This is a genomic window from Hymenobacter coccineus, assembly GCF_001816125.1.
GTDB classification, from domain to species: Bacteria; Bacteroidota; Bacteroidia; order Cytophagales; family Hymenobacteraceae; genus Hymenobacter; species Hymenobacter coccineus.
Genome location: NZ_MDZA01000375.1, coordinates 1 through 22,118, shown reverse-complemented (window position 1 = coordinate 22,118; position 22,118 = coordinate 1). Strand labels below are relative to the sequence as shown.

Below are 22,118 nucleotides of genomic sequence, written 5' to 3'. Positions count from 1 at the left end.
ATCCTTCACTGCGCTCAGCATGACGTTCCATCCGTGCCGTTCTTTGGGCACCGAAAAGCACCCCCCCCCCATGCTCCTGAAAAAAGCCCTTCTTTTGGCCGCCCTGTGGGGCCCCGCGCAGCTCGCCAGCGCCCAGCTGATGCAGCCCAAGCTGGCCTTCACGCGGGCCGATACGCTGCGCGGCGGCCAGCCGGCGGCCCGCACTTGCTACGACATCAAGTACTACCACCTCGACGTGCGCCTCGACCCGGCCAAGCAGTCGGTCAGCGGCAGCAACCTGTTCCGGTTCGCGGCCACCCAGGATTTCACGCGCTTGCAGTTCGACCTGTTTGCCAACCTAGCGGTGGATAAAGTGCTGTACCACAGGCAGTCGGTGCCGTTTAAGCGCGAGGCGAATGCGGTGTTCGTCACCTTCCCGCAGGCCATCAAAAAGGGGGCCCAGGACGAGTTCACGGTGCAGTACAGCGGCCAGCCCACCGTGGCTAAAAAAGCGCCCTGGGACGGCGGCCTGGTGTTCGCCAAGGATGCGCAGGGGGCCCCGTGGGTGGCCAGCGCCTGCCAGGGCGTGGGCGCCAGCATCTGGTGGCCCACCAAAGACCAGCAGGCCGACGAGGTAGATTCCATGCTCATCAGCATCAGCGTGCCCACGGGCTTGCAGGACGTATCCAATGGCCGCCTGCGCCGCGTCACGGACCTAAAGGACGGCTACACGCGCTTCGACTGGGCTGTGCGCAACCCCATCAACAACTACGACGTGGCCCTGAACGTGGGCCATTTTGCGCATTTCAGCGACGTGTACCAGGGCGAAAAGGGGCCCCTGACGCTCGACTATTGGGTGCTGCCCGCCAACCTGGCCAAGGCCAAAACCCACTTCGCGGCCAACGTGAAACCGATGCTCAAGAGCATGGAGCACTGGTTTGGGCCCTACCCTTTTTACGAGGACGGCTACAAGCTGGTGGACGCCCCGCACCTGGGCATGGAGCACCAGAGCGCCGTGGCCTACGGCAACAAGTACCTGAACGGCTACCTCGGCGCCGACCGCTCGGGCTCGGGCTGGGGCGCCACCTGGGATTTCATCATCATCCACGAGAGCGGGCACGAGTGGTTTGGCAACAACATCACCAGCCAGGACATTGCCGACATGTGGGTGCACGAGGGCTTCACCTGCTACTCGGAGGCCCTGTTTGTGGAGAGCCAGTTTGGCAAGCCCGCCGGCCAGGCCTACGTGCACGGCCAGCGCCAGAACATCCGCAACGAGGCGCCTATTCTGGGGCCCTACGGGGTGAACAAGGAGGGCTCGGGTGATATGTACGACAAGGGCAGCAACCTGCTGAACATGGTGCGCACCGTGGTGAACGACGACGAGAAGTGGCGCCAGATGCTGCGCGGCCTCAGCAAAACCTTCTACCACCAAACCGTCACCGGCGACCAGGTTATCGCCTACCTCAGCAAAGAATCGGGCCGCGACTTGTCCAAAATCTTCGCCCAGTACTTGCAGTTCAGCACCTTACCCATCCTGGAAATCCGCTTCAGCAAAACCCAGCCGCCCACCTGCCGCTGGCAGGCCAGCGTGCCGGGCTTCGACCTGCCGGTGCGCGTGCGCACCAAGGGCGGTGAGTACCGCTTCCTCACCCCCACCACCAAGTGGGACATCCTGGCCCTGCCCGGCGCAACGTTGGAAAACGTGGAAGTGGACACGTTCAACTACTACATCGGCGTGCTGGTGGAGTAGTGAAAATTCAGATTCACGGACTAATAAGCACCTGTCATCCTGAACGCAGTGAAGGATCTGAGGACAGCCGAACGATTCGCAGTAACTATCTATCGCAAACCGTCCACTTGTCCTCAGATCCTTCACTGCGTTCAGGATGACAGGTCCTGGTTTAAAGTTCACGCTGGGGCCCTACCCAAACCGCAGCTCGTCGGCCTCATACACGCGGGGGAGCTTGCGCTTGCGCTCCACGATTTGGTAAGTGGCCTGGTCGGTGGCCTCGTTCCAGAACACGTCCGACACCAGGCCGAAGCGGCGGTACTGGCCGGGGGCGGGGGTGATTTCCTCCACCTCGTCGCCGAAGCTGAAGGGCGGCTTGCGCTGAATTTCCTGGAACAGCTCGGGCCGCACCAGGAACTGCTGCTCGTCGTAGCGCAGCGTGAGCCACTCGTTTTCCTCGTCTTCGCTCACTTTCTCAAAGAGCTTGCCCACCGGCTCCAGCACCTCAAAGGCGCGGCGGTTGGCGGGGTGCACGTAGCGGAAGCCGTAGGCCGGCGTCCAGCCGTAGAGGCCGTGAATAAGGGGTTTGGGGCGGGCCATGACGGGCAAGTAGCGGGTGGTGAACGGGCAATAAACAACCCGGGGCCCCAAATTGCTCATCCCACTGGCAAATTAGTGGGGCGTACTAAGCAATGGGCGTCCTAACCGGGTAGTAACCACGCAGGATAGGGCAATGCCTAGGTTGAGTTAGACTAAAAGCCGAAATGCTCGTATAGGTAGGGCCCCGCTCGCCACCGGCTGCTCTTCGGCCGCGCCAGCGGGGCGTTTTATATCCTTTATGTCCGCCACTGTTTCCCTGACCCGTTCAGCTGCATCCGCTAAAAACGCTAAAAAAATCACTACCCCCGTTGCCCTTCCCCAGCCCGCGGCTCCCAGCACGCACGGCGGCATGGGCGCCGTGCCCTACGACGGCGGCACCACGTTCCGCGTGTGGGCCCCCAACGCCGATGCGGTGGCCGTGGTCGGCACCTTCAACGATTGGCAGGGGCAGGCCAATGCCCTAGTGCACGAGGAAAACGGCTACTGGGCCACCGACGTGGCCGGGGCCAAGCCCGGGGCCGAGTACAAGTTTGAAATCACCAACGGCGACCAGACCTTCCGCCGCAACGACCCCTACGCCCGTGAAGTGACCAACTCGGCCGGCAACTCGGTGGTGTTCGACCCCAATTTCGACTGGGGCGACGACCACTTCGACATGCCGGCCTGGAACGACCTCGTGATTTACGAGCTGCACGTGGGCACCTTCAATGCCCCCGACGCCGACAAGGTGGGCACCTTTATGAGCGTGGTGGACAAGCTGCCCTACCTGCGGGACCTGGGCATCAACTGCATCGAGTTGCTGCCGGCCACCGAGTTTCCGGGTTCGCGCTCCTGGGGCTACAACCCTTCCAACCCGTTTGCGCTCGAAAGCGACTACGGGGGGCCCCTGGCTTTCAAGGAGATGGTGAAGGCGGCCCACCAGCACGGCATCGCCATAGTACTCGACGTGGTGTACAACCACTTTGGCCCCGGCGACCTCGATTTGTGGCAGTTTGATGGCTGGAGCGAGAACGACGGCGGCGGCATCTACTTCTACAACGACTGGCGCGCCAAAACGCCCTGGGGCGACAACCGCCCCGATTACAGCCGCCCCGAGGTGCGCCAGTACATCCGCGACAACGCCATGATGTGGCTGGAGGACTACCGCGTGGACGGCCTGCGGGCCGACGCCATTGCCTTCATCCGCAACGTGAAGGGTGAAGAACACCCCGGCGACAACCTGCCCGAGGGCTGGAGCCTGATGAGCTGGATCAACGAGGAAATCGACCGCACGATGCCTTGGAAAATCACCATTGCTGAGGACATGCGCGGCAACGACGGCATCACGGCCGCCGTGGAAGAAGGCGGCCAGGGCTTTAACTCGCAGTGGGATTCGGCCTTTGTGTACCCCATGCACGAGGCCATCACGGCGGCCAACGACGCCGACCGCGACATGCACGCCGTGGCCGGGGCCATCCTCCAGACCTACAACGGCGACGCCTTCCGCCGCGTGATTTACACCGAAAGCCACGACGAAGTGGCCAACGGCAAGAGCCGCATCCCGGAGGAAATCATGCCCGGCGCCGCCGATTCGTGGTTCCCAAAGAAGCGCGCCGTGCTGGGCGCGGCCATCGTGCTCACCGCCCCGGGCCTGCCCATGCTGTTCCAGGGCCAGGAGTTTCTGGCCGATGGCTCGTTCAACGACAACGAGCCCTTGCAGTGGGGCCGCGCCGAGGAGTTCAAGGGCCTCGTGCAACTGTATCGCGACCTGATCCGGCTGCGCCGCAACCTGGGCGGCTACACCCGCGGCCTGGGTGGCCAGCACACGCGCATTTTGCACATTAATAACGAGGAGAAAGTGATTGCCTTCGCCCGCTGGGCCGACGGCGACGGGGGCCCCGGCGACACGGTGGTGGTCATCGCCAACTTCGCCGACACCACCCACGAGGCTTACACCATCGGCCTGCCCGCCGGCGGCGACTGGCCGTGCCGCTTCAACTCGGACTGGCAGGGCTACGACGGCGCGTTTGGCGACTTTGGCTGCCTGGGCAGCACGGCCACCGCGGGCAAATACGACGGCCTGGGCTGGCACGGCAGCGTGGCCCTGGCGCCCTACGGCGTGGTGCTGCTGGCCCAGTAGGGCCCCGGCGCCAGCTGCCGATGGCTTAGCTTTACCCGAAACCCCAGCTTCCCTGGGGTTTCTTTTTGTATCCCCATATGGACGAAGACCCCACCGCTGAAGCCCAAATTATGGCCGCCCTGCCCGTCACCGGGGCCGCGGCCACCGTCAACACCCCCAACTCGGAGCTTAAAAACGCGGCCTTTATTGCGGCCGGCGTGGCCTCGGCGGCCTTCGGCCTGGAAGGCTTTCTGCTCTCGAGCCACTTCATCGACGGCGGCGTGACCGGCATTTCCATGCTGCTGGCAACGGTGCTGCACCTGCCCTTGTCGGTGCTGATTTTGGTATTCAACCTACCCTTCATTGCCTTGGGCCTGAACCAGTTGGGCAAGAAGTTTGCCTTGCGCAGCGCCATCGGCATTGGGGGCCTGGCCCTGGTGCTGGCCACGGTGCCGTTCCCCGACGTGACGCACGACCACCTGCTCACGGCCGTGTTCGGGGGCGTGTTCATTGGGGCGGGCATTGGGCTGGCCATGCGCGGCGGGGCCGTGCTCGACGGCACCGAGATTGCCGCCCTGCTCGTGAGCCGCCACCTGAGCCTGTTCAGGGTGAGCGACTTGATTTTGATTCTTAACCTCGTCATTTTCAGCGTGGCCGTGGCCGTGCTTGGCACCGAGGCGGCGCTCTACTCCATGCTCACCTACTTCGCCGCGGCGCGGGTGCTGGAGTTTATCCTCAACGGCATCGAGCAGTACACGGGCGTCACCATCGTATCGGAGCACAGCGACGCCATCCGCAAGGTCATCACCGAGAAGCTGGGCCGCGGCGTGACCATGTACCAGGGCAAGGCCGGCTACGGCAAGCGCGGCGAAATGGGCCAGGAGCGCGACATCGTGTTCACGGTCGTCACGCGCCTGGAGCTGCCCGGCCTCCGCGCCCGCGTGAAGGACATCGACCCGCGCGCCTTCATCGTGCAGTACCGCGTCGACGACGCCCAGGGCGGCATCATCAAGCAGCGCGCCCTGCATTAGGTCAGTTATCAGTGAGCAATTATCAGTGAACAGACAACCCCCTGTCATCCTGGGGCCCCTATCATCCTGCCCCTCCTGTCATCCTGAACGAGTGAAGGATCTGGGAACAGTAAAACGGTTTGCAGTAATCAGTTACTGCGCGTCGTTTAGCTGTCCTCAGATCCTTCACTGCGTTCAGGATGACAGGGGCCCCAGGATGACAGGGGCCCCGGGACGACAGGGGGTTCACTAATAACTGCTCACTGTTAACTGACCTACACCGGGGCCTGGTCGTAGCGCTCTTCTTCGGGCTGGGGCCAGCCGCCTTCGAACACGAACTCGGCCAGCGGCTTGCGCACGCGGGGGGCGGTTTCGCGCTCGCGCAGGGCGTCGGGCAGGGCCCCCGGGTCGCCGGGGTAGCCGAGGGTGAACGCGGCCACCGGCGTGTAGTCCGCGGGAACGCCGAAGGCGGCGCGCACCTTGTCGGCCGAGAAGCCGGCCATCTGGTGGATTTGCAGGCCCAGCGCGGCGCCCTGGATGGCGAGCGTGGCCACGGCCTGGCCCACGTCGTGGGTGGCCCAGGCGTTGGGGTTGCCGTCGTGCGAGAACGTCGTTTTGGCAACGCTCACCACCAGCACCGGCGCGGCCTTGGCCCAGGCCTGGTTGAATTCGGCCAGGCTGCCCAGAATCTTGTCGTAAGCCTCGGCCGAGCCGGCGCGGGTGCCCACCAAAAAGCGCCACGGCTGCTCGCCGAAGCACGACGAGGCCGACGAGGCGGCGGCAAAAACCTGGTTCAGCGCATCGGCCGGCACGGGCTGGTCAGCGTAGGCGCGGGGACTGCGGCGCTGGGTTAGCACGGGCAGGATTTCGTGTGCGAGGGCGAGGACGTTGGTGGTGTCGGCGGCCATAAGGGCAGGGCATTAGAAGGTGAACCCGTTCCGTGCGGCCACTCAGGCGGCCACCGCGCGGAACGGGCCCGCAAACTACGACCGGGCCGCAAGTAGGGCCCCCGGGGCCCTACTTGGCTTGCAGCAGCGGCACTACGTCGGCCACCTCAAACAGGGAATTGTATTGCAAGATGGCTTTCAGAAAGGCCACGTGCCCCTGCCCGATGACGAGCACCACAGCCCGGTCGTGCGCCACGTCCACCTGCCGCAGCAAGTTGGTGTAGATGCGCACGTTGCGTTTGAAAAACTCGCCCGCCAGGTCAGCCCCCGCGTAGTTGTCGCCGCCCCCGATGCGGGCAAAATCCAGCAGGTAGGCGTCCATCTGGGCCAATTCGGCGGCGCGGGTGTTTTGGCGAATAAAGCGCTCTAACAGCGTACCGCCCGGCATTAGGAGCAACTTAGCAGGACTTTGCCGGGCCCCTACCCGGGCCGCAATGAGCCGGCCGGCGCTGTCCTGGGGTGCGTTGGCAATCGCGCCTTCCAGAATTTTCTCCTGGCCGTGTTGCTTGGCATAAGCCTGAGTGGCCTCGAAATCAAGCATCCCGGCGGCATCGGCGCAGTACACCCGGGGGCGGTCCAGCCGCTTGGCCAAGCGGTAGGCCAGTTGGTAAACTTCGCTGTTACTGGCCTTGAACTGGCCCTGGCGGTACAGGGCGTAGGTGCTGTCTACAAACGGCTGGTCGTTCAACTTGAACTCGATGAACACCTTGTCGGCCCGCGTCTTGGCGAGCTTGCCCACCAGCTCGTCCAGTTCGCGCTGCATTTCGGGCGTTTTCATGTCGGTTTTGGTGCCCTTGTGCAGGTCGGAATCGGAGCCGCTGAAGTGGAACGTGCCCACCAGGTACACCTTGATTTTGGCGGGGGCCCCAGGTTTGGTTTGGGCCGAAGCAACGGCGGGCCCCAGCAGAGCCAGCGACAACAGGAAACAGGCGGCAGAGTGGAAAACGGTCATGGCGGCGGGGGAAAGCGGGTGGGTGACGGCGATGGGACAAAGGTGCCAGGGCCCCCGGCGGCCCGAAACTTTATTATCCCAACCCCCACAAACGGGCCGCCAACGCCGCCGGGGCCCCAGCGGCCGGGTCGTCCGCCGTTCGGCGGGGTTGGGATAATATTTTTCTTCGCTGGGCCACCCCAGCGGCAGCTTTGTGCACCGGGGCCCCAACGGCCGTTTCCCATCCGGTTGCTCCCTCCCTTCCCTCATGAAAATTGTTCTCACCTGGCGCGCACTGCTGGCGTTTGGGGCCCTGGTGTTTGTGCTGGCCGAGGCCCACGAGCTGGTGCACACCGGCCTGGGCCGGCTGCTGTGCGGCTGCTGGGGCCCCCGCGACTTCAACGTGTGGAGCCTGTGCAGCACCTGCGCTACCGGCCACCCCTACACCAACCTGGCGGCCACGCTGGCCGGGCCGGCGTTCACGTTTGCCGTGGGCTGGGTGGGCTACGGGCTACTGGGGCCCCGCCAGCCCGTGGCGCGGCAGTCGCTGGGCTTCGCGCTAGTGCTGGCCGCGCTGCCGTTTACCCGCATTTTGGGGGCGGTTTTCCTGGGCGGCAACGACGAGGTGTACGCCCTGAGCAAGTTCATGGCCCACCCCGTGGCCTGGGCCCTGGGGGGCGCGCTGGTACTGCTGGCCACGGGGCCGCCGCTGGTGCGGGCCTACCGGGCGCTGGCGCCCCGGCGGCGGCTGGCCACGTTCCTGGCGTTCTTCCTGCTGCCGTTCCCGGTTGCCACGGCGGTGCTGCTGGGGGCCCTAAACTCGCTGCTGGCCAGCGGCTTTCTGGCCACCTACGGCATCCTGGGCTCGCCTATCCTGATTACGTGCTGGACGGCGGCCGTGGGCGCAGTGCTGGCCCTCACCTACCGGCACCTGGGGGCGCTGGGGCAGCCCGTGGCCGCCCTGGGGGCCCCGCCGGCTACTTTTAAGCCATGAACCGCCGCCGGATTGCCCTCTACCACGCCCTGGGCTGGGCCCTATTGATTGCCCACGCCGAGGTCGGCACCCTGCTGAACTACGCGACCCACTTAAACGAACGCTTGCTGGTCACGGCCACCACATGGCTCAGCGAGATGGCCCTGTTTTACTACTGCTTTTCGTTCATCTACCCGCGCTACTGGCGGCCGGGCCGGGGCCCCCAGCTGCTGCTAGGGCTGCTGGCCACGCCATTGGTATTCGGCTGTCTGCGCTACTTGCTGGAGGAAGTGCTGATGCCCGCCGCCTTCGGCTTCCGCAACTACAGCCCGAACTCGGCCCTGAGCGCCTTCGTCATCGACGACGTGTACCTTAGCCCACCCATCGTGGGCCTGGCGGCCATGGCCTGGAAAATCGAGGAGGTGTTCCGGCGCGAGAAAGACCAGGCCACCCAGCTCCTGACGCAGGAAAAAACCCAGGCCGAGCTGGCCTTCCTCAAAACCCAAATCAACCCCCACTTCCTCTACAACACCCTCAACTACCTCTACGCCGAGGCCTACGCCGTGTCGGAGCCGCTGGCCGGCGCCGTGCTGCGCCTCTCCGACCTCATGCGCTACATGCTGCACGAGGGCCCCGACGGCCAGGTCGAGCTGCACAGGGAAGTGGAGTACTTGGAAAACTTCCTGGCCCTGCACCGCCTGCGCTTTGAAGACCAGTTTTTTGTGAATTTCCGGCCGCCGGCGCGTGGGCGGGCAGCGGGTGGCGGCCCTGCTGCTTATCCCGTTCGTCGAAAACGCCCTCAAGCACGGCGTCGTCCACCGCCCCGACCAGCCCGTGGCCATCAGCCTCACGCTGCCCGCGCCCGGCCGCCTGTGCTTCGAGGTGCGCAACCGCGTGGGGCCCCACCCGCCCGGGGCCACCACCGGCATCGGCCTGGCCAACCTGCGCCGCCGCCTGGCCCTGCTCTACCCCGGCCACCACGCGCTGGAAGTGCGCAACGACGGCACCGAGCACTACACCCGCCTGGAGCTAGATTTGGGGCCGGTTTAATCCGGGCTGCCAGCTTTTTTGCCGGCTACCCGGTAATCGCTAGGGGCCCCAGGGCCGCCGCAACCCGCTGCAACGATTAGCGGGCAGCCGGCGAAAAAGCCGGCAGCCCGCCCCCAACGTTCCCCGCTCAACAACTCCCCCATGCTCCGCTGCATCGCCGTTGACGACGAGCCCGCCGCCACCCGGCTGCTGGCCGCCTACATCCAAAAAGTACCAACGCTGGCGCTGGTGGGCACCACCACCAACCCGCTCGAAGCCCTGCAATGGGTGCAGGAGGGCCGCGTCGATTTGGTGTTTCTCGACATTCAGATGCCCGAGCTCACGGGCTTGCAGTTCCTGAAAATCTGCGGGCGGCAGTGCCGGGTCGTCCTCACCACCGCCTACCCCGAGTACGCCCTGGAGGGCTACGAGCACGACGTGGTGGACTACCTGCTCAAGCCCGTGGCCTTCGACCGCTTCCTGCGCGCCGTGCAAAAAGCCCAGGCGGGGGCCCCGGCGCCAGTTGCACCGGCCCTGGCCGTGCCGCCGGCAGTGGGGGCCCCGGCGGCGGATTACCTGTTTGTGAAGGGCGAGAGCAAGAACAAGTTCCTGCGGCTCAACTACGCCGATATTCTGTACGTGGAGGCGCTGAAGAACTACGTGTCCATCGTGGTGCCGGGCCAGCGCGTGGTTACCTACCAGACGCTGAAGGACTTGGCCCAGCAGCTGCCGCAGCCGGCGTTTCTGCGGGTGCACAAGTCGTTCGTGGTGGCGTTGGATAAAATCCGGCTTGTGGACGGCCACACCGTGTACATTGGCGAGGCGGCCATTCCGCTGGGCGAAACCTACCGGGACGGTTTTTTCCAATTAATTCGGGCCCAGGCACAACCGTAGGTGCCGGGCGGGCCGTACCAAAAATAGTTGGGGCAAGGGTGGCGGCGGCGGCCGGGCCGGCTTACCTTTCGCCGCCGCTGTTTTTTGTACTATCCCACCCGCCATGCCCTTTTCTTCCGCGCCCCCCGCCCCCGACGCCCTGCTGCCCGACTCGTTGCTGATTGAAGCCGCCTGGGAAGTGTGCAACCAAGTGGGCGGCATTTACACCGTCATCCGGTCCAAGGTGCCGGCCACCGTGCCCGCTTGGGGCAACCGCTACTGCCTGCTGGGGCCCTACTTCGCCCACATGGCGCAGGGCGAGTTCGAGAACTTCGACGACAACCAGCTCGCCCTCATCGACGACCCCTACGCCGCCGCCGTGCGCACGCTGCGGGCCGAGGGCTACGACATTTGCTTCGGTACCTGGCTCGTAACGGGCCGCCCGCGGGTGGTGCTCATCAACCCCTTCCAGGCCTACAACCGCCTGGGCGACATCAAGCGCGACCTGTGGGAGCGGCACGGCATTCCGATGCCCGACAACGACGACCTGCTGCACCAGGTGGTGGCCTTCGGGGCCCTCTCCAAGCTGTTCATCCAGACCGTGGCCGCCCTCAAGGGCGAAAAGAGCCTGCTGGTGCACTTCCACGAGTGGATGACGGGCGTGGCCATCCCCGACCTGCGGCGCGACGGCACGCCGGCCCACCTTGTGTTCACGACGCACGCCACGCTGCTGGGCCGCTACCTGGCCATGAACGACCCCGAATTTTACGACCACCTGATGCGCGTGGACTGGCTGGCCGAAAGCCGCCACTTCGCCATCGAGCCGGCCGTGACCATGGAGCGCGCCGCCGCCCACGGCAGCCACGTTTTCACCACGGTGAGCGAGCTGACGGTGCGCGAGTGCATTTACCTGCTCGACCGAATTCCGGACGCGGTGCTGCCCAACGGCTTGAACGTGGAGCGCTTCGTGGCCGGCCACGAGTTCCAGAACCTGCACCAACTCTACAAGGCCAAAATCCACGAGTTCGTGATGGCCCACTTCTTCCACTCGTACTCGTTTGAGCTGGACAAGACGCTGTACTTCTTCACCTCGGGCCGCTACGAGTACCACAACAAGGGCTTCGACCTGACACTGGAGGCCCTGGCCCGCCTCAACTACCGCCTCCAGCAGAGCGGCATCGACGTGCAAGTGGTCATGTTTTTCATCACCAAGCGCGCCTTCACCAGCATCAACCCGCAGGTGCTTGAGCGCCGCGCCGTGCTGGAGGAAGTGCGCCAAACCTGCCGCGCCATCGAGGAGCAGGTGGGCGAGCGCCTGTTCTACGCCGCCGCCGCCAGCTCCGACCAGCGCCTGCCCGAGCTCGGCGACATGGTGGACGACTACTGGAAGCTGCGCTACCGCCGCACGCTGCAAAGCTGGAAATCGAACGCCCTGCCCCCGGTCATCACCCATAACCTGGTGGACGACGCCAAGGACGACATCCTGAACTTCCTGCGCCGCTCGAACATGCTGAACTACGAGCACGACCGGGTAAAAATCGTGTACCACCCAGATTTTGTGTCTACTACCTCGCCCCTGTTCGGCATGGAGTACGGGCAGTTTGTGCGCGGCACCCACCTGGGCGTGTTCCCGAGCTACTACGAGCCCTGGGGCTACACCCCGCTCGAGTGCGTGGCCCGCGGCGTGCCCGCCGTCACGAGCGACCTCTCGGGCTTCGGCGACTACGCCTTGCAAAACGTGCCCGACCCCGAGCAGAAGGGCATTTTTGTGGTGCACCGCCAGGAGCGCACCTTCGACGAGTCGGCCGAGGAGCTGACCGAGATGATGTGGCAGTTCGTGCTGCTCTCGCGCCGCGAGCGCATCCAGCAGCGCAACAACGTGGAAAGCCACGCCGAGCTGTTCGACTGGAAAAACCTGCGCGTGTACTACGACCGGGCCTACGCCCTGGCCTTGGAGCGGCAGTAGGCTTTGGGGTCATTGCGGGCGGGTTGTCATTGCGAGCGCAACGAAGTGGAGCGCGGCAATCCGTCCTGGCAAAGCGACTGGCCCAGTGATGGGACACCTTTCATTTTGTCATTGCGAGGAGGAACGACGAAGCAATCCGTCCTAGCAAAGCGACCAGCCTAATGCTGTGACAAACTTCATTCTGCCCATCGACCTGTGCGTACCTACTACGTCTACTTACTCACGACCCTCAACCACACCGTGTTATACGTAGGCGTTACCAACGACTTGACGCGGCGCGTGGCCGAGCATAAGGCTGGCAGCCAAGCCGGCTTTACCAAGCAGTACAATGTTCACAAGCTGGTCCATTTCGAAACGTACCCAAGCATTGCGGACGCCATTGCCCGTGAGAAGCAACTTAAAGCCGGATCAAGAGCGAAGAAGCTGGCATTGATTAATGCCAGCAACCCGAATTGGGAAGAATTGGCGGCGTAGAAGTTTATCACATCAGTGGGCCAGCCGCCTTTCATAGGACGGATTGCCGCGCTCCACTTCGTTGCGCTCGCAATGACAAAAGGCCTACCCTTACCCAAACTACTGCTGCTGGCCCCGCTCCTGGCGCTGGCCAGCGCCGGCCTGGCCCACGAGTTCTGGCTCCAGCCCGCCCGCTTCCGCCTCGCGCTGGGCGAAACGGTGAACGTGCGGCCACTAGTGGGCGAGCACTTCCAAGGGGCCCCGTGGGGCAACCGGGCCAGCAAAATTTTGGCCTTCGCCCGCTATGGCCCCGTCCCGGCCGACTCCACCAACCTGGCGCCCGCCCCCGGCGGGGCCCCGGCCGACACGTTCCGCACCGCCGTGGCGTTTGCCCGGCCCGGCACGCACCTGGTGGTGCTACGCAGCAACGTGGCGTTCATTGAGTTGCCCGCCGCGCAGTTCACCGCCTACCTGCGCGAAGAAGGCTTGGAGCTACCCCTGCGCCGCCGCCAGGAGCGCGGCCAGCAGGCCCTGCCCGGCCGCGAGGCCTACCGCCGCTGCGCCAAAGCCCTAGTGCACGTGGGGGCCCCGCCGCCGGCCGCCGACACGGCCTACCGCCGCGTGCTGGGCTTGCCCCTGGAGCTGGTGCCCGAGCAGAACCCGTACCGCTTGGCGCCCGGCGCGGCCCTCACCGTGCGGGTGCTGCGGGCCGGGCAGCCGGTGCGCGGGGCCCTGGTGCAGGTGTGGGAAACGCAACCCGGCGGCCTACCTACCAAGCATTTCACCACGCATGCCAACCAAAACGGTCGTTTGCTGTTACGCCTGTCCGGGCCGGGGCCCTACTTGGTGGCCACCGTCGACGCGGCCGAAACGCCCGCGGTGCTGCGTGTGCGCGCCGACTGGCTCAGCACGTGGGCATCGCTGACGTTTGCTGGGCCGGTGGCCCGATAGGCGGCCGGCATCGGGTTTTTTTTCTACCTTCGTCTCTTCTAATCCTTTTTCTCTGCTCCTGCGCATGAAGTACGCCATCGATAAAAAAGACAGCTATACCGTCATCACCATTGACGAGAAAAAGCTGGACACGACCGTTGCCCCGGACCTCAAATCGGAGTTCGTGAAGCTCAACGCGGAAGGCATCAACAACCTGATTCTCGACCTCTCCAACGTTAAGTACACCGATTCGTCGGGCCTCAGCTCCATCCTCATCGCCAACCGTTTGTGCAACTCCACGGGCGGCCTACTGGTGCTCACCGGCTTGCAAGACCACGTGCTCAAGCTCATCACTATCAGCAAGCTGGAGTCGGTATTGCACATCCTGCCCACGGTGGAAGAAGGCATCGACCGCGTGTTTCTGCACGCCATCGAGCGCGATTTGACGGACAAGGAGTAATTTTTGGGGCCCTGGCCTTTGGCTGTTAGCAGTTGGTTTTCCTTCGGGATGCCGCCGCTGACAGCCAATTTCTTTTCACCGCACGGCTACTTGCCGGTGGTTTTAATGCTTCAGTCCAAAAAAAGCTAACAGCTAGCCGCTATTAGCCAACAGCTCACTACCTTGACTTTCGAACTGCGAATCCTGGGCTCGGCATCGGCCACCCCGACGCTGGGCCGCCACCCCACGGCCCAGGCCCTCACCGTGGGCGGCGCACACTACCTCGTCGATTGCGGCGAGGGCACCCAGTGGCGCTTGCTCGAGTACCGCAACCGACTGAACCAGTTGCGGGCGGTGTTCATTTCGCACCTGCACGGCGACCACTACTTCGGGCTGTTTGGGCTGCTGGGCTCGCTGCACTTGCAGGGCCGCACCCGGGCGCTGGTCATCGTGGGCCCGCCCGGCCTCGACGAAGTTTTGAGCACCCAGATGCGTGTTTCAGGCACGAAGCTGGCCTTCGCCATGGAGTTCGTGGCCGTGGACACCAAAGCCCACGCCGTGGTGTACGAGGACGCCCACATCACGGTGTCGTCGCTGCCCATGCGCCACCGCATCCCGTGCGCCGGCTACCTGTTTGCCGAGCAGCCCCGCCGCCCCCACCTATTGAAGGAGCGCCTGCCCGCCGGCCTCAGCGCTGCCCAGCTCCACCAGCTGGCCCAGGGCCACGACCTGCCCGCCAGCGCCGACCAGCCCGGCGTGCGCCACGCCGACGTGTCGGCCCCCGCCCCGGCGCCGCGCCGCTACGCTTTCTGCTCCGATACGCTTTATACCCCCGCCCTGGCCGAGCTGGTGCGTGGGGCCCAGGTGCTCTACCACGAGGCTACCTTCCTGGATAACATGCACGTGCGCGCCGCCCAAACCCACCACAGCACCGCCCGCCAGGCCGCCCAGCTGGCCCGCGACGCGGGTGTGGGCCGCCTGCTGCTGGGCCACTTCTCGAGCCGCTACAAGGACCTGGAGCCGCTGCTGCACGAGGCCCAGGCCGTGTTCCCGACTGCCGAGCTGGCCACCGAGGGCTTGATGGTGAGCGTGTAGCCGGGGCCCCGCATGGCATCTTTCGCCCACAAAAAGCAGCAGCTGTACCTGGTGCTCAGCAGCGTTTTCCTGGTGAATGCGCTGCTGGCCGAAATCATTGGCGTCAAGATTTTTTCGGTGGCCAAGCTCACCGGCTTTTTGCCCGGTGAGCTCACGGCCGGCGTGCTCATCTGGCCGGTCGTGTTCATCACTACCGACATCATCAACGAGTACTTTGGCAAGGACGGCGTGCTGCGCGTGAGCTACCTCACCATGGGCCTCATCCTGTTTGCCTTCGGGGTTATCTACCTCACCACCAAGCTCCCGCCCGCCGACTTCTGGCTCGACGTGAACAAGGCCGACGCCCGGGGCCGGCCCTTCGACATCGACTTTGCCTACCAGAGCATTTTCCGGCAGGGCCTGGGCATCATCATAGGCTCTATCGTAGCATTTATCATCGGGCAATTGCTGGACGCCAGCATTTTCCAGGCCATCCGCCGGGCCACGGGCGGGCGCTACGTGTGGCTGCGGGCCACCGGCTCCACCCTCGTTTCGCAGCTCGTGGATAGCTTCGTGGTGCTGTACGTGGCCTTTTATATCTTCGGCAACTGGAGCCTGGCGCAAGTCGTCAGCGTGGCTAACTTTAATTATTGGTACAAATTCGCGGCCGCCATTCTGCTCACGCCGGTCCTTTATACCGCGCATTATTTCATTGACCGCTACTTGGGCACCGCCGATACCTTAGAATTGCAGCACGAAGCCGTGGACGACGACAGCGTGTAATTATTCCTTCCTTATTTATCATTTTATGTTACATTTATCCTTCATCCCCAAATACTTACCCTTAGCCACCCTTTTAACTAGCTCTTTTTTGCTGCCTGGCAAGGCACGGGCCCAGTTTGCGTTTGCGCCCGGCCACTACAAGCTGGCCACCGGGGCCCAGGGCGATGCCGATCTCAAGCTGGTGCTGGCCGAAGACAACCGGCCCGGCGCCATGGCCGGCGTCCGCAACGGTCAGGAACGCAGCTTCCGCCTGGCGCAGGTGGCGGCGTTCAGCGTGGACGGCCACTCCTTCGCGCGGCAAGACGGCTTCAAGCTGCGCGCGGGCTTCGACGCGCAGTTCACCGACCCAGTACTGCTGGAAACTGTGGTGGTCGACGGGCCCATCGAGCTGTTCCACTACTACTACGTGGCCCCTATGGGGCCCCTGAAGGCCCACATTACGCTGGCCGTGCTGCGCAAAAAGGGCACCAATAACTTCTTCGTTTACAGCCCCAAGCACGCCCCCGGCCTCAACGCCCAGCAGGCCCTGAGCCCGCTCGTAGCTGGCCTCTTTCCCGCCGATCCGATATTGCAGCGGCAACTGGTAAGCAACCAAGTCACCCGCGTGCAATTGCCCGATTTAGTGCGCGCTTATAACAAAGGCGTGCGCCTCAAACCTTAGCTTTCCCCATGTCCCGCATCCTCACCGGCATCCAGAGCACCGGCCGCCCGCACCTGGGCAACCTGCTCGGGGCCATCCTCCCGGCCATCGAGCTGTCGAAAAACCCAGCCAACGAGTCGCTCTACTTCATCGCCGATTTGCACTCGCTCACCACCGTGCGCGACCCCGAGGTGCTGCGCCAGAACACCTACGCCGTGGCCGCCGCCTGGCTGGCCTGCGGCTTCGACACTGAGAAGAATCTGTTCTACCGGCAATCCGACGTGCCGCAGGTGACTGAGCTGACCTGGTACCTGTCGTGCTTCACGCCGTACCCGATGCTGGCCAACGCGCACAGCTTCAAGGACAAGAGCGACAAGCTCTCGGACGTGAACGCCGGCCTGTTCACCTACCCGGTGCTGATGGCGGCCGACATCCTGCTCTACGACGCCGAAATTGTGCCCGTGGGCAAGGACCAGGTGCAGCACCTCGAAATTGCCCGCGACATCGCCCAGGCCTTCAACTCCCGCTACGGCGACACGCTGGTGCCGCCACAAGCCCGCGTCGACGCCGAGCTGATGACCATCCCCGGTATTGACGGCGCGAAGATGAGCAAGAGCTACGGCAACATCATCGACATCTTCTTGCCCGAGAAGGAGTTGCAGAAGGTCATCCGCAAGATCATCACCGACGCCAAGGACCTCGCCGAACCCAAAGACCCCGACACCGACATCACGTTTAAGCTGTACTCGCTCCTCGCCTCGCCCGAGGAAACCGCCGAGCTGCGTCGCCTCTACCTGGCCGGCGGCTACGGCTACGGCCACGCCAAACAGGACCTGTTCGAGCTGATTCTGAAGCGCTTCGCTACCGAGCGCGAGCAGTTCAACTTCTATATGAACAACCTACCCGAAATCGACAAGCAACTGGCCATCGGGGCCCAACGCGCCCGAGCCTACGGCGCCGGCGTACTGGCCAAAGTGCGCCAGAAGGTGGGGTACGGTGTCCGAACCGCAGATCAAGTGAACAATCGTCTGAACCGCAGATTAAGTGGATTTAACGGATAAGAACGGATTCCAATAGCCTACTTTTCTGCAATAAAAAAGGCCACTCGTTGAGTAGCCTTTTTTATTGGGATTTAAAAATTCCAGCCAGGGCCTCAAAGCTCCTCTTGCCAAATATTTGAAGGCTATTGGAACCCGTTCTTATCCGTTAAATCCACTTAATCTGCGGTTCAGATAACCTGCTCGTGCGAGAAGCTGAAGCCGACCTTGCTGCCGCGGCTCACTTGCTGGTTTTCTAGCTTTTGCTTGACGTTGATTTTTTGGATTTCGGTGAGTGGCGGGGCGATAAGGTCGTTGTTGACGGCGGCAATCATCGCGCTTTCGATGAACAGGCGCATGGCGGCGGTCGTCAGCACGTTGTCTGACATGTCGTTGTTGGGCAGCTCCAGCTGCTGCACGCCTTCGAGGAAATAGTGGTTATTGATGTTGACGAGCAGGCGGCCAACGAGGTAGCCGGGGTCGTTCAGGCGCTGGTACTTGATGCTGTCGGCCATGAAGTTGTAGGCCATGATGTGGCCGAAAAAGCGCCGCCGAAAGTCGGCCTGGACGTAGGCACTGGGCATGGGGCCGTAGTCATCGGGGAAGGTGACGATGTTGGAGTGCATGACGAACACCAGCAAATCACCCGAAAACCGGATATGGAACTCCATGTCGTTGATGGAGCGGTACTCCAGCACCACGCTCGCGTCGAGGGGCGGGCGCTTGCTGGCCAGCTCCACCACCAGCTCCTGCGACACGGCCCGCAGACAGTCGAACGCGGCCAAAGTGTTGCGGTAAATGGCCTGCTTGGCAGTGGATTTCTGTTTAAGGCCGTCGTAAATCTGGTCGAGGCGGTCGGCCGGGGCCTCGGTGGGCGAGCCGGCTTCGGCAATGGGGATGTTATCGGTGGCGGTGGCGCCGCTGTGCACGGCCTCGGCGGGGGCGGCGGGGGTTTCGGCCGGAGCCGCGTCGATTTTTGGGGTTTTGGGGGCCCGGGCTTTGGCCGTTTTTTTGGCGGGGGCGGGCGCGGCTACCAAATCGGTGGCAGGCTGGATTTCGGCGGGCGCGAAGAGTTCGGGCGCCGCAGCAATTTTATTAGACGACTTAACCATAGGAATAAGAATAATATGCGTTTGGCAACATTGTGAAATAAAAAGGGATAACTAATAATGGCAAGAATAGCGCATTCTTACTTCAATACCAAACTATTTTCACCGTACAAGCAAATAAATTGATTAAAGGGCTACTTTTTACAAATACCTCCGGAATAATGCAAACAGCTGGCGCGTTGTAAAACTGGATTTCCACCGCCCGCGAGCTGAGCTTATCTACCGCTCGCCGGCTCGCATTGGGGCCCCAGCGCGGGCCGGCAGGGCCCCACGCGCCGCCGCAAGTCAGGTAGCCAGGTAGCCGTAGTCGCGCAATTCGGCCCGGGGGTCGGGCCCAAGTTTTTGCAAGCGGCCGCCGTGCAGCAGGTACACCACGTCGCACAGCGGCAGCACTACGGCGTAGCGGTGGTCGGTGATGAGAATTCCTTTGCGTTGCTTGGCTTGCTGCATCTCCCGCGCCAGCTCCTCGACGTGCACGGGCATGATGCCGGAAAACGGCTCATCGAACAAGGAAAAAGCCGTTTCGGCGTGCAGCAGGAGCAGCACTTCCAGCAGCCGCGCCGTGCCGCCCGATAGCTCGCCGGGGCCCTGCCGGAGCTGGGCCCGCAGCTCAGGAAAGCCGGCCGTGGCCTTTTCCACGTCAACCCGCAGCAGGCGCGCCGCTTGGCGCAACGACACGCCCGGCGGCAGCAGCGGCGTTTGCGGCAGGTAGTTGATGAGCCCGGGCTGCATAAAGGCGGGCACCGCCCGGCGGCCGTTCACGCGCACCGATGCGTCGGGCACGGCCCGGGCCCCAAAAACCGTTTGCAGTAGCACCGATTTCCCGCTGCCGTTGCGCCCCAACAGGCCCACCACCTGGCCGGTTTGCACCCGCAGGTACACGTGGGCCAGCACCTGCCGCGTCCCAAAGGCTATTCGAATGCCGTCGGCCTCCAGCACGTGCGGGCCGGCCCCGAGGGCCCCGGGCGGCCTCATGCAAAGGCGGCCACCAGGCCCCCGCCACGCCCACAAACAGACAGCCGTCGAGCAACACCAGGCCAACCCACAGGAATCGGCGCGACGCGCCCAGGTTGAAGTAGAACCAGTATTGGTCGGGCCGCATTTGCTCGGATAGGTACCACGCCGCGGGGGCCGTAGCCAGCTTAATCAGCAACAGCTTCAGCAGCAAGCCATTGGCCCAGCCCTCGTGCAAGGCGGGCCACAGCACCATCAGCAGAATCAGAGCCGAAATGCCGACCATAAACGGCGCCACACTGCGGTAAAACAGCGCTACCGCCCGCAATCGGGTAACCAGTGAATTCATGCCGTGGGGTTTGGGTGGACTGTCAACGCGGGCCGGCGGCAATTATTCTACCCGCCCGGCGCGGGCAAACACGGGGAACATCACGGTCCGCTCGCCGGGGCCCCAGGCCTGCGTTAGCGCCTCGGCCACCAGCGCCACGGGGTCGGCGCTGTGCTGCTTTTGGTAGTTCTGCACGCTCGACCAGGTGCGCAAATAGTCGAGGTACCAGGCCGCCGACCACTGCCGCTGCTCGGCAAAGTGGGCCCGCTGCACATCGGCAAACGGGAACGGGATGCGAGCGTATTCGTCGTCGACGTGCCAGCGGTTTTCGTCCCAGTAGGGCCCCAGCACCTCGCTGTAGAAGTGCCACACGAGCGAATCGATTTCGGGGCTGATGCGACCCAGGCCGTAGCCCCACTCAGCCAGCACGGCGCCCGGCCGGGCCACGCGGCGCACCTCGCGGTGGTAGGCGGCGTGGTCGAACCAGTGCACTGCCTGGCCCACGGTGATGAGGTCGAACGCGCGGTCGGGGAAAGGCGTGTGCTCGGCGCGGGCAGTTTGGTAGTGGAGGTTGGGCCGCGCCGGGGCCTGGGCCAGCTGGTTGGTGCTGAAGTCGGTGGCATCTACTTCGGCGAAGTGCGCGGCCAGCACCACGGCCACTTGGCCGTTGCCGGTGGCGCAGTCCCAGGCGCGCTCGCGGCCGGGCACCAGCGGCAGCAGCCAGTCGTAGAGCGCCGTGGGGTAGTCGATGCGGAAGCGGGCGTAGGCCGCGGCTTGGGCGGAGAAGCGGTCGAGGGACATTTTTGGGCGGGAATTCGTTGAAGAATTGGGCGCGTGCGCCGCGCTGGGGCCCCGGTTTCGGGGGCAACCTCAAGCGTGGGCCCCGCGCGTATCTTTACCGTAAATCAAGCGGTTTGCTGGCCGAAAGCACGAGGTCAGCCCAAATTTTCCATTTTAAAACAGCTGTCCCTTGACGTTTCACGAATTTAACCTCCACGACGACCTGCTGGCCGGCGTGGACGCCATGAACTACCAGCAGGCCACGCCCGTGCAGGAGCAGGCCATCCCCAAAATACTGGAAGGCAAAGACTTGATTGCCTGCGCCCAAACCGGCACCGGCAAAACCGCCGCCTACCTGCTGCCGCTGCTCGACAAGATTTCGCACGCCAAGCACGGCCACACATCTACGCTCATTTTGGTGCCCACGCGCGAGCTGGCCACCCAGATCGACGAGCAGGTGACGGGCTTCGGCTACTTCGTCGAGGCCAGCAGCATCGCCATCTACGGCGGCGGCAAAAGCGAGAACTGGGAGCAGCAGAAGCGGGCCCTGACGAGCGGCGCCGACATCATCATTGCCACGCCCGGCCGCCTCATCGCCCACCTGCAAATGGGCTACGTCAAGTTCGACCAAATCAAGTACTTGGTGCTCGACGAGGCCGACAAAATGATGGACATGGGCTTCTCGGACGACATTTTCAACATCGTGCGCCAGCTGCCCAAGCAGCGGCAGACGCTGCTGTTTTCGGCCACCATGCCCACCAAAATCCGCGACTTCTCGCAGCAGATTTTGCAGAACCCAGAGGAAATCCGGCTGGCCGTGAGCAAGCCCGCCGCTGGCATCGACCAGCAGTTTTACCTGGCCTTCGACCGCCAGAAAATCTACGTCCTCGAGCACATCATCAAAACCCAGGACGTGCAGAGCATGGTGCTGTTTACGAGCCAGAAAGCGGCCGTGGGCGGCATTGTGAAGGCCGTGAACAAGCTCGGCATCGAGGCCCGCGGCATCAGCTCCGACCGCACCCAGGAGGAGCGCGAGGAAATCATGCGGGCTTTCAAAAACAAGCAGTTCCCCATCCTGGTGGCCACCGACGTGCTGAGCCGCGGCATCGACATCGACAGTCTGAGCCACGTGGTGAACTACGACATCCCGCGCGCCGCCGAGGACTACGTGCACCGCATCGGCCGCACGGCCCGCGCCGCCACCAAGGGCACGGCCATCACTTTCATCTCGGACCAGGACCAGGACCGGGTGGTAAAAATTGAGAAGCTCATCGAGCGTGAAATCCCCAAGCTGGCCATTACGGAGGAACTGGGCCTGGGCGAAGCGCCCGAATTTGACCCCAAGCGCTTTGCTGGCCTGGGCGGCAAAATCGGCGGCCGGCCCGCCCGTGGCGGCCACGGCGGCAGCGGCGGCCGGAGCGGAGGCTTCGGTGGGGGCCCCCGCGACAGCAGC

The 22,118-nt window shown here is 63.8% G+C and carries 21 protein-coding genes; 15 read left to right on the top strand and 6 right to left on the bottom strand.

Going from position 1 to position 22,118, the window contains the following annotated elements; genetic code table 11:
* The first annotated feature begins 70 nt into the window (after nt 1–70).
* On the top strand, nt 71–1,732 hold the full coding sequence (locus BEN49_RS17730; protein ID WP_094123190.1) for a M1 family metallopeptidase: 1,662 nt from the start codon (nt 71–73) through the stop codon (nt 1,730–1,732).
* A gap of 171 nt (nt 1,733–1,903) precedes the next feature.
* On the opposite strand, the gene BEN49_RS17725 is transcribed toward BEN49_RS17730, so the two are convergent.
* Nucleotides 1,904–2,311 (bottom strand): DUF6960 family protein, encoded by a 408-nt coding sequence (locus BEN49_RS17725; protein ID WP_125916990.1) that lies wholly within the window; start codon nt 2,309–2,311, stop codon nt 1,904–1,906.
* Nucleotides 2,312–2,549: 238 nt separating this feature from the next.
* On the opposite strand from BEN49_RS17725, the gene BEN49_RS17720 reads away from it, so the two are divergent.
* Complete coding sequence (locus BEN49_RS17720; RefSeq protein ID WP_239691990.1) at nt 2,550–4,430, top strand: alpha-amylase family glycosyl hydrolase; 1,881 nt, start codon at nt 2,550–2,552, stop codon at nt 4,428–4,430.
* Between the two features lie 77 nt (nt 4,431–4,507).
* Nucleotides 4,508–5,440 carry a YitT family protein gene (locus BEN49_RS17715; protein WP_239691989.1) on the top strand — a complete coding sequence of 311 codons (933 nt, stop codon included), beginning with the start codon at nt 4,508–4,510 and terminating at the stop codon, nt 5,438–5,440.
* A 254-nt stretch (nt 5,441–5,694) separates the two neighbouring features.
* On the opposite strand, the gene BEN49_RS17710 is transcribed toward BEN49_RS17715, so the two are convergent.
* The gene (locus BEN49_RS17710; RefSeq protein WP_070745747.1) at nt 5,695–6,327 is read right to left on the bottom strand and encodes a nitroreductase family protein; all 633 of its coding nucleotides are present in this window, start codon (nt 6,325–6,327) and stop codon (nt 5,695–5,697) included.
* A 109-nt stretch (nt 6,328–6,436) separates the two neighbouring features.
* Nucleotides 6,437–7,318 (bottom strand): DUF5694 domain-containing protein, encoded by an 882-nt coding sequence (locus BEN49_RS17705; RefSeq protein WP_125916988.1) that lies wholly within the window; start codon nt 7,316–7,318, stop codon nt 6,437–6,439.
* Between the two features lie 247 nt (nt 7,319–7,565).
* On the opposite strand from BEN49_RS17705, the gene BEN49_RS17700 reads away from it, so the two are divergent.
* From BEN49_RS17700 to trpS, 11 genes are all read left to right on the top strand, one after another.
* Complete coding sequence (locus BEN49_RS17700; RefSeq protein WP_070745742.1) at nt 7,566–8,291, top strand: hypothetical protein; 726 nt, start codon at nt 7,566–7,568, stop codon at nt 8,289–8,291.
* Nucleotides 8,288–9,400, top strand: a complete 1,113-nt coding sequence (locus tag BEN49_RS25905) for a sensor histidine kinase (RefSeq protein ID WP_083326215.1) — start codon at nt 8,288–8,290, stop codon at nt 9,398–9,400. The genes BEN49_RS17700 and BEN49_RS25905 overlap by 4 nt, the downstream gene beginning before the upstream one ends.
* Nucleotides 9,401–9,461: 61 nt before the next feature.
* A complete protein-coding gene (locus tag BEN49_RS17685; protein ID WP_070745736.1) occupies nt 9,462–10,193 on the top strand; it encodes a LytR/AlgR family response regulator transcription factor in 732 nt (243 codons plus the stop codon).
* 103 nt (nt 10,194–10,296) lie between these two features.
* Nucleotides 10,297–12,138 carry a glycosyltransferase gene (locus tag BEN49_RS17680; RefSeq protein ID WP_070745735.1) on the top strand — a complete coding sequence of 614 codons (1,842 nt, stop codon included), beginning with the start codon at nt 10,297–10,299 and terminating at the stop codon, nt 12,136–12,138.
* A gap of 195 nt (nt 12,139–12,333) precedes the next feature.
* Nucleotides 12,334–12,612, top strand: coding sequence for a GIY-YIG nuclease family protein (locus BEN49_RS17675; protein ID WP_070745733.1), 279 nt, complete (start codon nt 12,334–12,336; stop codon nt 12,610–12,612).
* A 72-nt stretch (nt 12,613–12,684) separates the two neighbouring features.
* Nucleotides 12,685–13,542, top strand: coding sequence for a DUF4198 domain-containing protein (locus tag BEN49_RS17670; protein ID WP_070745732.1), 858 nt, complete (start codon nt 12,685–12,687; stop codon nt 13,540–13,542).
* 64 nt (nt 13,543–13,606) lie between these two features.
* Entirely contained in the window at nt 13,607–13,981 is a 375-nt protein-coding gene (locus BEN49_RS17665; protein ID WP_068234739.1) for an STAS domain-containing protein, read from the top strand.
* Nucleotides 13,982–14,143: 162 nt separating this feature from the next.
* The gene (locus tag BEN49_RS17660) at nt 14,144–15,055 is read left to right on the top strand and encodes a ribonuclease Z (protein ID WP_070745730.1); all 912 of its coding nucleotides are present in this window, start codon (nt 14,144–14,146) and stop codon (nt 15,053–15,055) included.
* 12 nt (nt 15,056–15,067) lie between these two features.
* The gene (locus BEN49_RS17655; protein WP_070745729.1) at nt 15,068–15,817 is read left to right on the top strand and encodes a queuosine precursor transporter; all 750 of its coding nucleotides are present in this window, start codon (nt 15,068–15,070) and stop codon (nt 15,815–15,817) included.
* A 25-nt stretch (nt 15,818–15,842) separates the two neighbouring features.
* Nucleotides 15,843–16,478, top strand: a complete 636-nt coding sequence (locus BEN49_RS17650; RefSeq protein WP_125916986.1) for a hypothetical protein — start codon at nt 15,843–15,845, stop codon at nt 16,476–16,478.
* Nucleotides 16,479–16,486: 8 nt separating this feature from the next.
* A complete protein-coding gene (gene trpS, locus BEN49_RS17645; RefSeq protein WP_083326213.1) occupies nt 16,487–17,518 on the top strand; it encodes a tryptophan--tRNA ligase in 1,032 nt (343 codons plus the stop codon).
* A gap of 167 nt (nt 17,519–17,685) precedes the next feature.
* Here trpS and BEN49_RS17640 read toward each other — a convergent pair whose 3' ends face one another.
* The 3 genes from BEN49_RS17640 to BEN49_RS17630 all read right to left on the bottom strand — a co-directional run bounded on the left by BEN49_RS17640 (nt 17,686) and on the right by BEN49_RS17630 (nt 20,686).
* On the bottom strand, nt 17,686–18,606 hold the full coding sequence (locus BEN49_RS17640; RefSeq protein ID WP_239691988.1) for a hypothetical protein: 921 nt from the start codon (nt 18,604–18,606) through the stop codon (nt 17,686–17,688).
* Between the two features lie 282 nt (nt 18,607–18,888).
* Nucleotides 18,889–19,578 (bottom strand): ATP-binding cassette domain-containing protein, encoded by a 690-nt coding sequence (locus tag BEN49_RS17635; protein ID WP_070745725.1) that lies wholly within the window; start codon nt 19,576–19,578, stop codon nt 18,889–18,891.
* Between the two features lie 370 nt (nt 19,579–19,948).
* A complete protein-coding gene (locus BEN49_RS17630; protein ID WP_070745723.1) occupies nt 19,949–20,686 on the bottom strand; it encodes a class I SAM-dependent methyltransferase in 738 nt (245 codons plus the stop codon).
* A gap of 223 nt (nt 20,687–20,909) precedes the next feature.
* Between BEN49_RS17630 and BEN49_RS17625 the strand changes: the two genes are divergently transcribed.
* The coding region (locus BEN49_RS17625) for a DEAD/DEAH box helicase (RefSeq protein ID WP_141765701.1) at nt 20,910–22,118 on the top strand (1,209 nt) is incomplete at its 3' end.

Excerpts from the sequence above, each read along its gene's own strand:
- BEN49_RS17670 (WP_070745732.1), top strand. The coding sequence starts at position 12,685 with ATGACAAAAGGCCTACCCTTACCCAAACTACTGCTGCTGGCCCCGCTC.
- BEN49_RS17710 (WP_070745747.1), bottom strand. The coding sequence starts at position 6,327 with ATGGCCGCCGACACCACCAACGTCCTCGCCCTCGCACACGAAATCCTG.
- BEN49_RS25905 (WP_083326215.1), top strand. The coding sequence starts at position 8,288 with ATGAACCGCCGCCGGATTGCCCTCTACCACGCCCTGGGCTGGGCCCTA.
- BEN49_RS17655 (WP_070745729.1), top strand. The coding sequence starts at position 15,068 with ATGGCATCTTTCGCCCACAAAAAGCAGCAGCTGTACCTGGTGCTCAGC.
- BEN49_RS17665 (WP_068234739.1), top strand. The coding sequence starts at position 13,607 with ATGAAGTACGCCATCGATAAAAAAGACAGCTATACCGTCATCACCATT.
- BEN49_RS17715 (WP_239691989.1), top strand. The coding sequence starts at position 4,508 with ATGGACGAAGACCCCACCGCTGAAGCCCAAATTATGGCCGCCCTGCCC.
- BEN49_RS17635 (WP_070745725.1), bottom strand. The coding sequence starts at position 19,578 with ATGAGGCCGCCCGGGGCCCTCGGGGCCGGCCCGCACGTGCTGGAGGCC.
- BEN49_RS17680 (WP_070745735.1), top strand. The coding sequence starts at position 10,297 with ATGCCCTTTTCTTCCGCGCCCCCCGCCCCCGACGCCCTGCTGCCCGAC.
- BEN49_RS17650 (WP_125916986.1), top strand. The coding sequence starts at position 15,843 with ATGTTACATTTATCCTTCATCCCCAAATACTTACCCTTAGCCACCCTT.
- BEN49_RS17725 (WP_125916990.1), bottom strand. The coding sequence starts at position 2,311 with ATGGCCCGCCCCAAACCCCTTATTCACGGCCTCTACGGCTGGACGCCG.
- trpS (WP_083326213.1), top strand. The coding sequence starts at position 16,487 with ATGTCCCGCATCCTCACCGGCATCCAGAGCACCGGCCGCCCGCACCTG.
- BEN49_RS17630 (WP_070745723.1), bottom strand. The coding sequence starts at position 20,686 with ATGTCCCTCGACCGCTTCTCCGCCCAAGCCGCGGCCTACGCCCGCTTC.
- BEN49_RS17720 (WP_239691990.1), top strand. The coding sequence starts at position 2,550 with ATGTCCGCCACTGTTTCCCTGACCCGTTCAGCTGCATCCGCTAAAAAC.
- BEN49_RS17700 (WP_070745742.1), top strand. The coding sequence starts at position 7,566 with ATGAAAATTGTTCTCACCTGGCGCGCACTGCTGGCGTTTGGGGCCCTG.
- BEN49_RS17705 (WP_125916988.1), bottom strand. The coding sequence starts at position 7,318 with ATGACCGTTTTCCACTCTGCCGCCTGTTTCCTGTTGTCGCTGGCTCTG.
- BEN49_RS17640 (WP_239691988.1), bottom strand. The coding sequence starts at position 18,606 with ATGGTTAAGTCGTCTAATAAAATTGCTGCGGCGCCCGAACTCTTCGCG.
- BEN49_RS17685 (WP_070745736.1), top strand. The coding sequence starts at position 9,462 with ATGCTCCGCTGCATCGCCGTTGACGACGAGCCCGCCGCCACCCGGCTG.
- BEN49_RS17730 (WP_094123190.1), top strand. The coding sequence starts at position 71 with ATGCTCCTGAAAAAAGCCCTTCTTTTGGCCGCCCTGTGGGGCCCCGCG.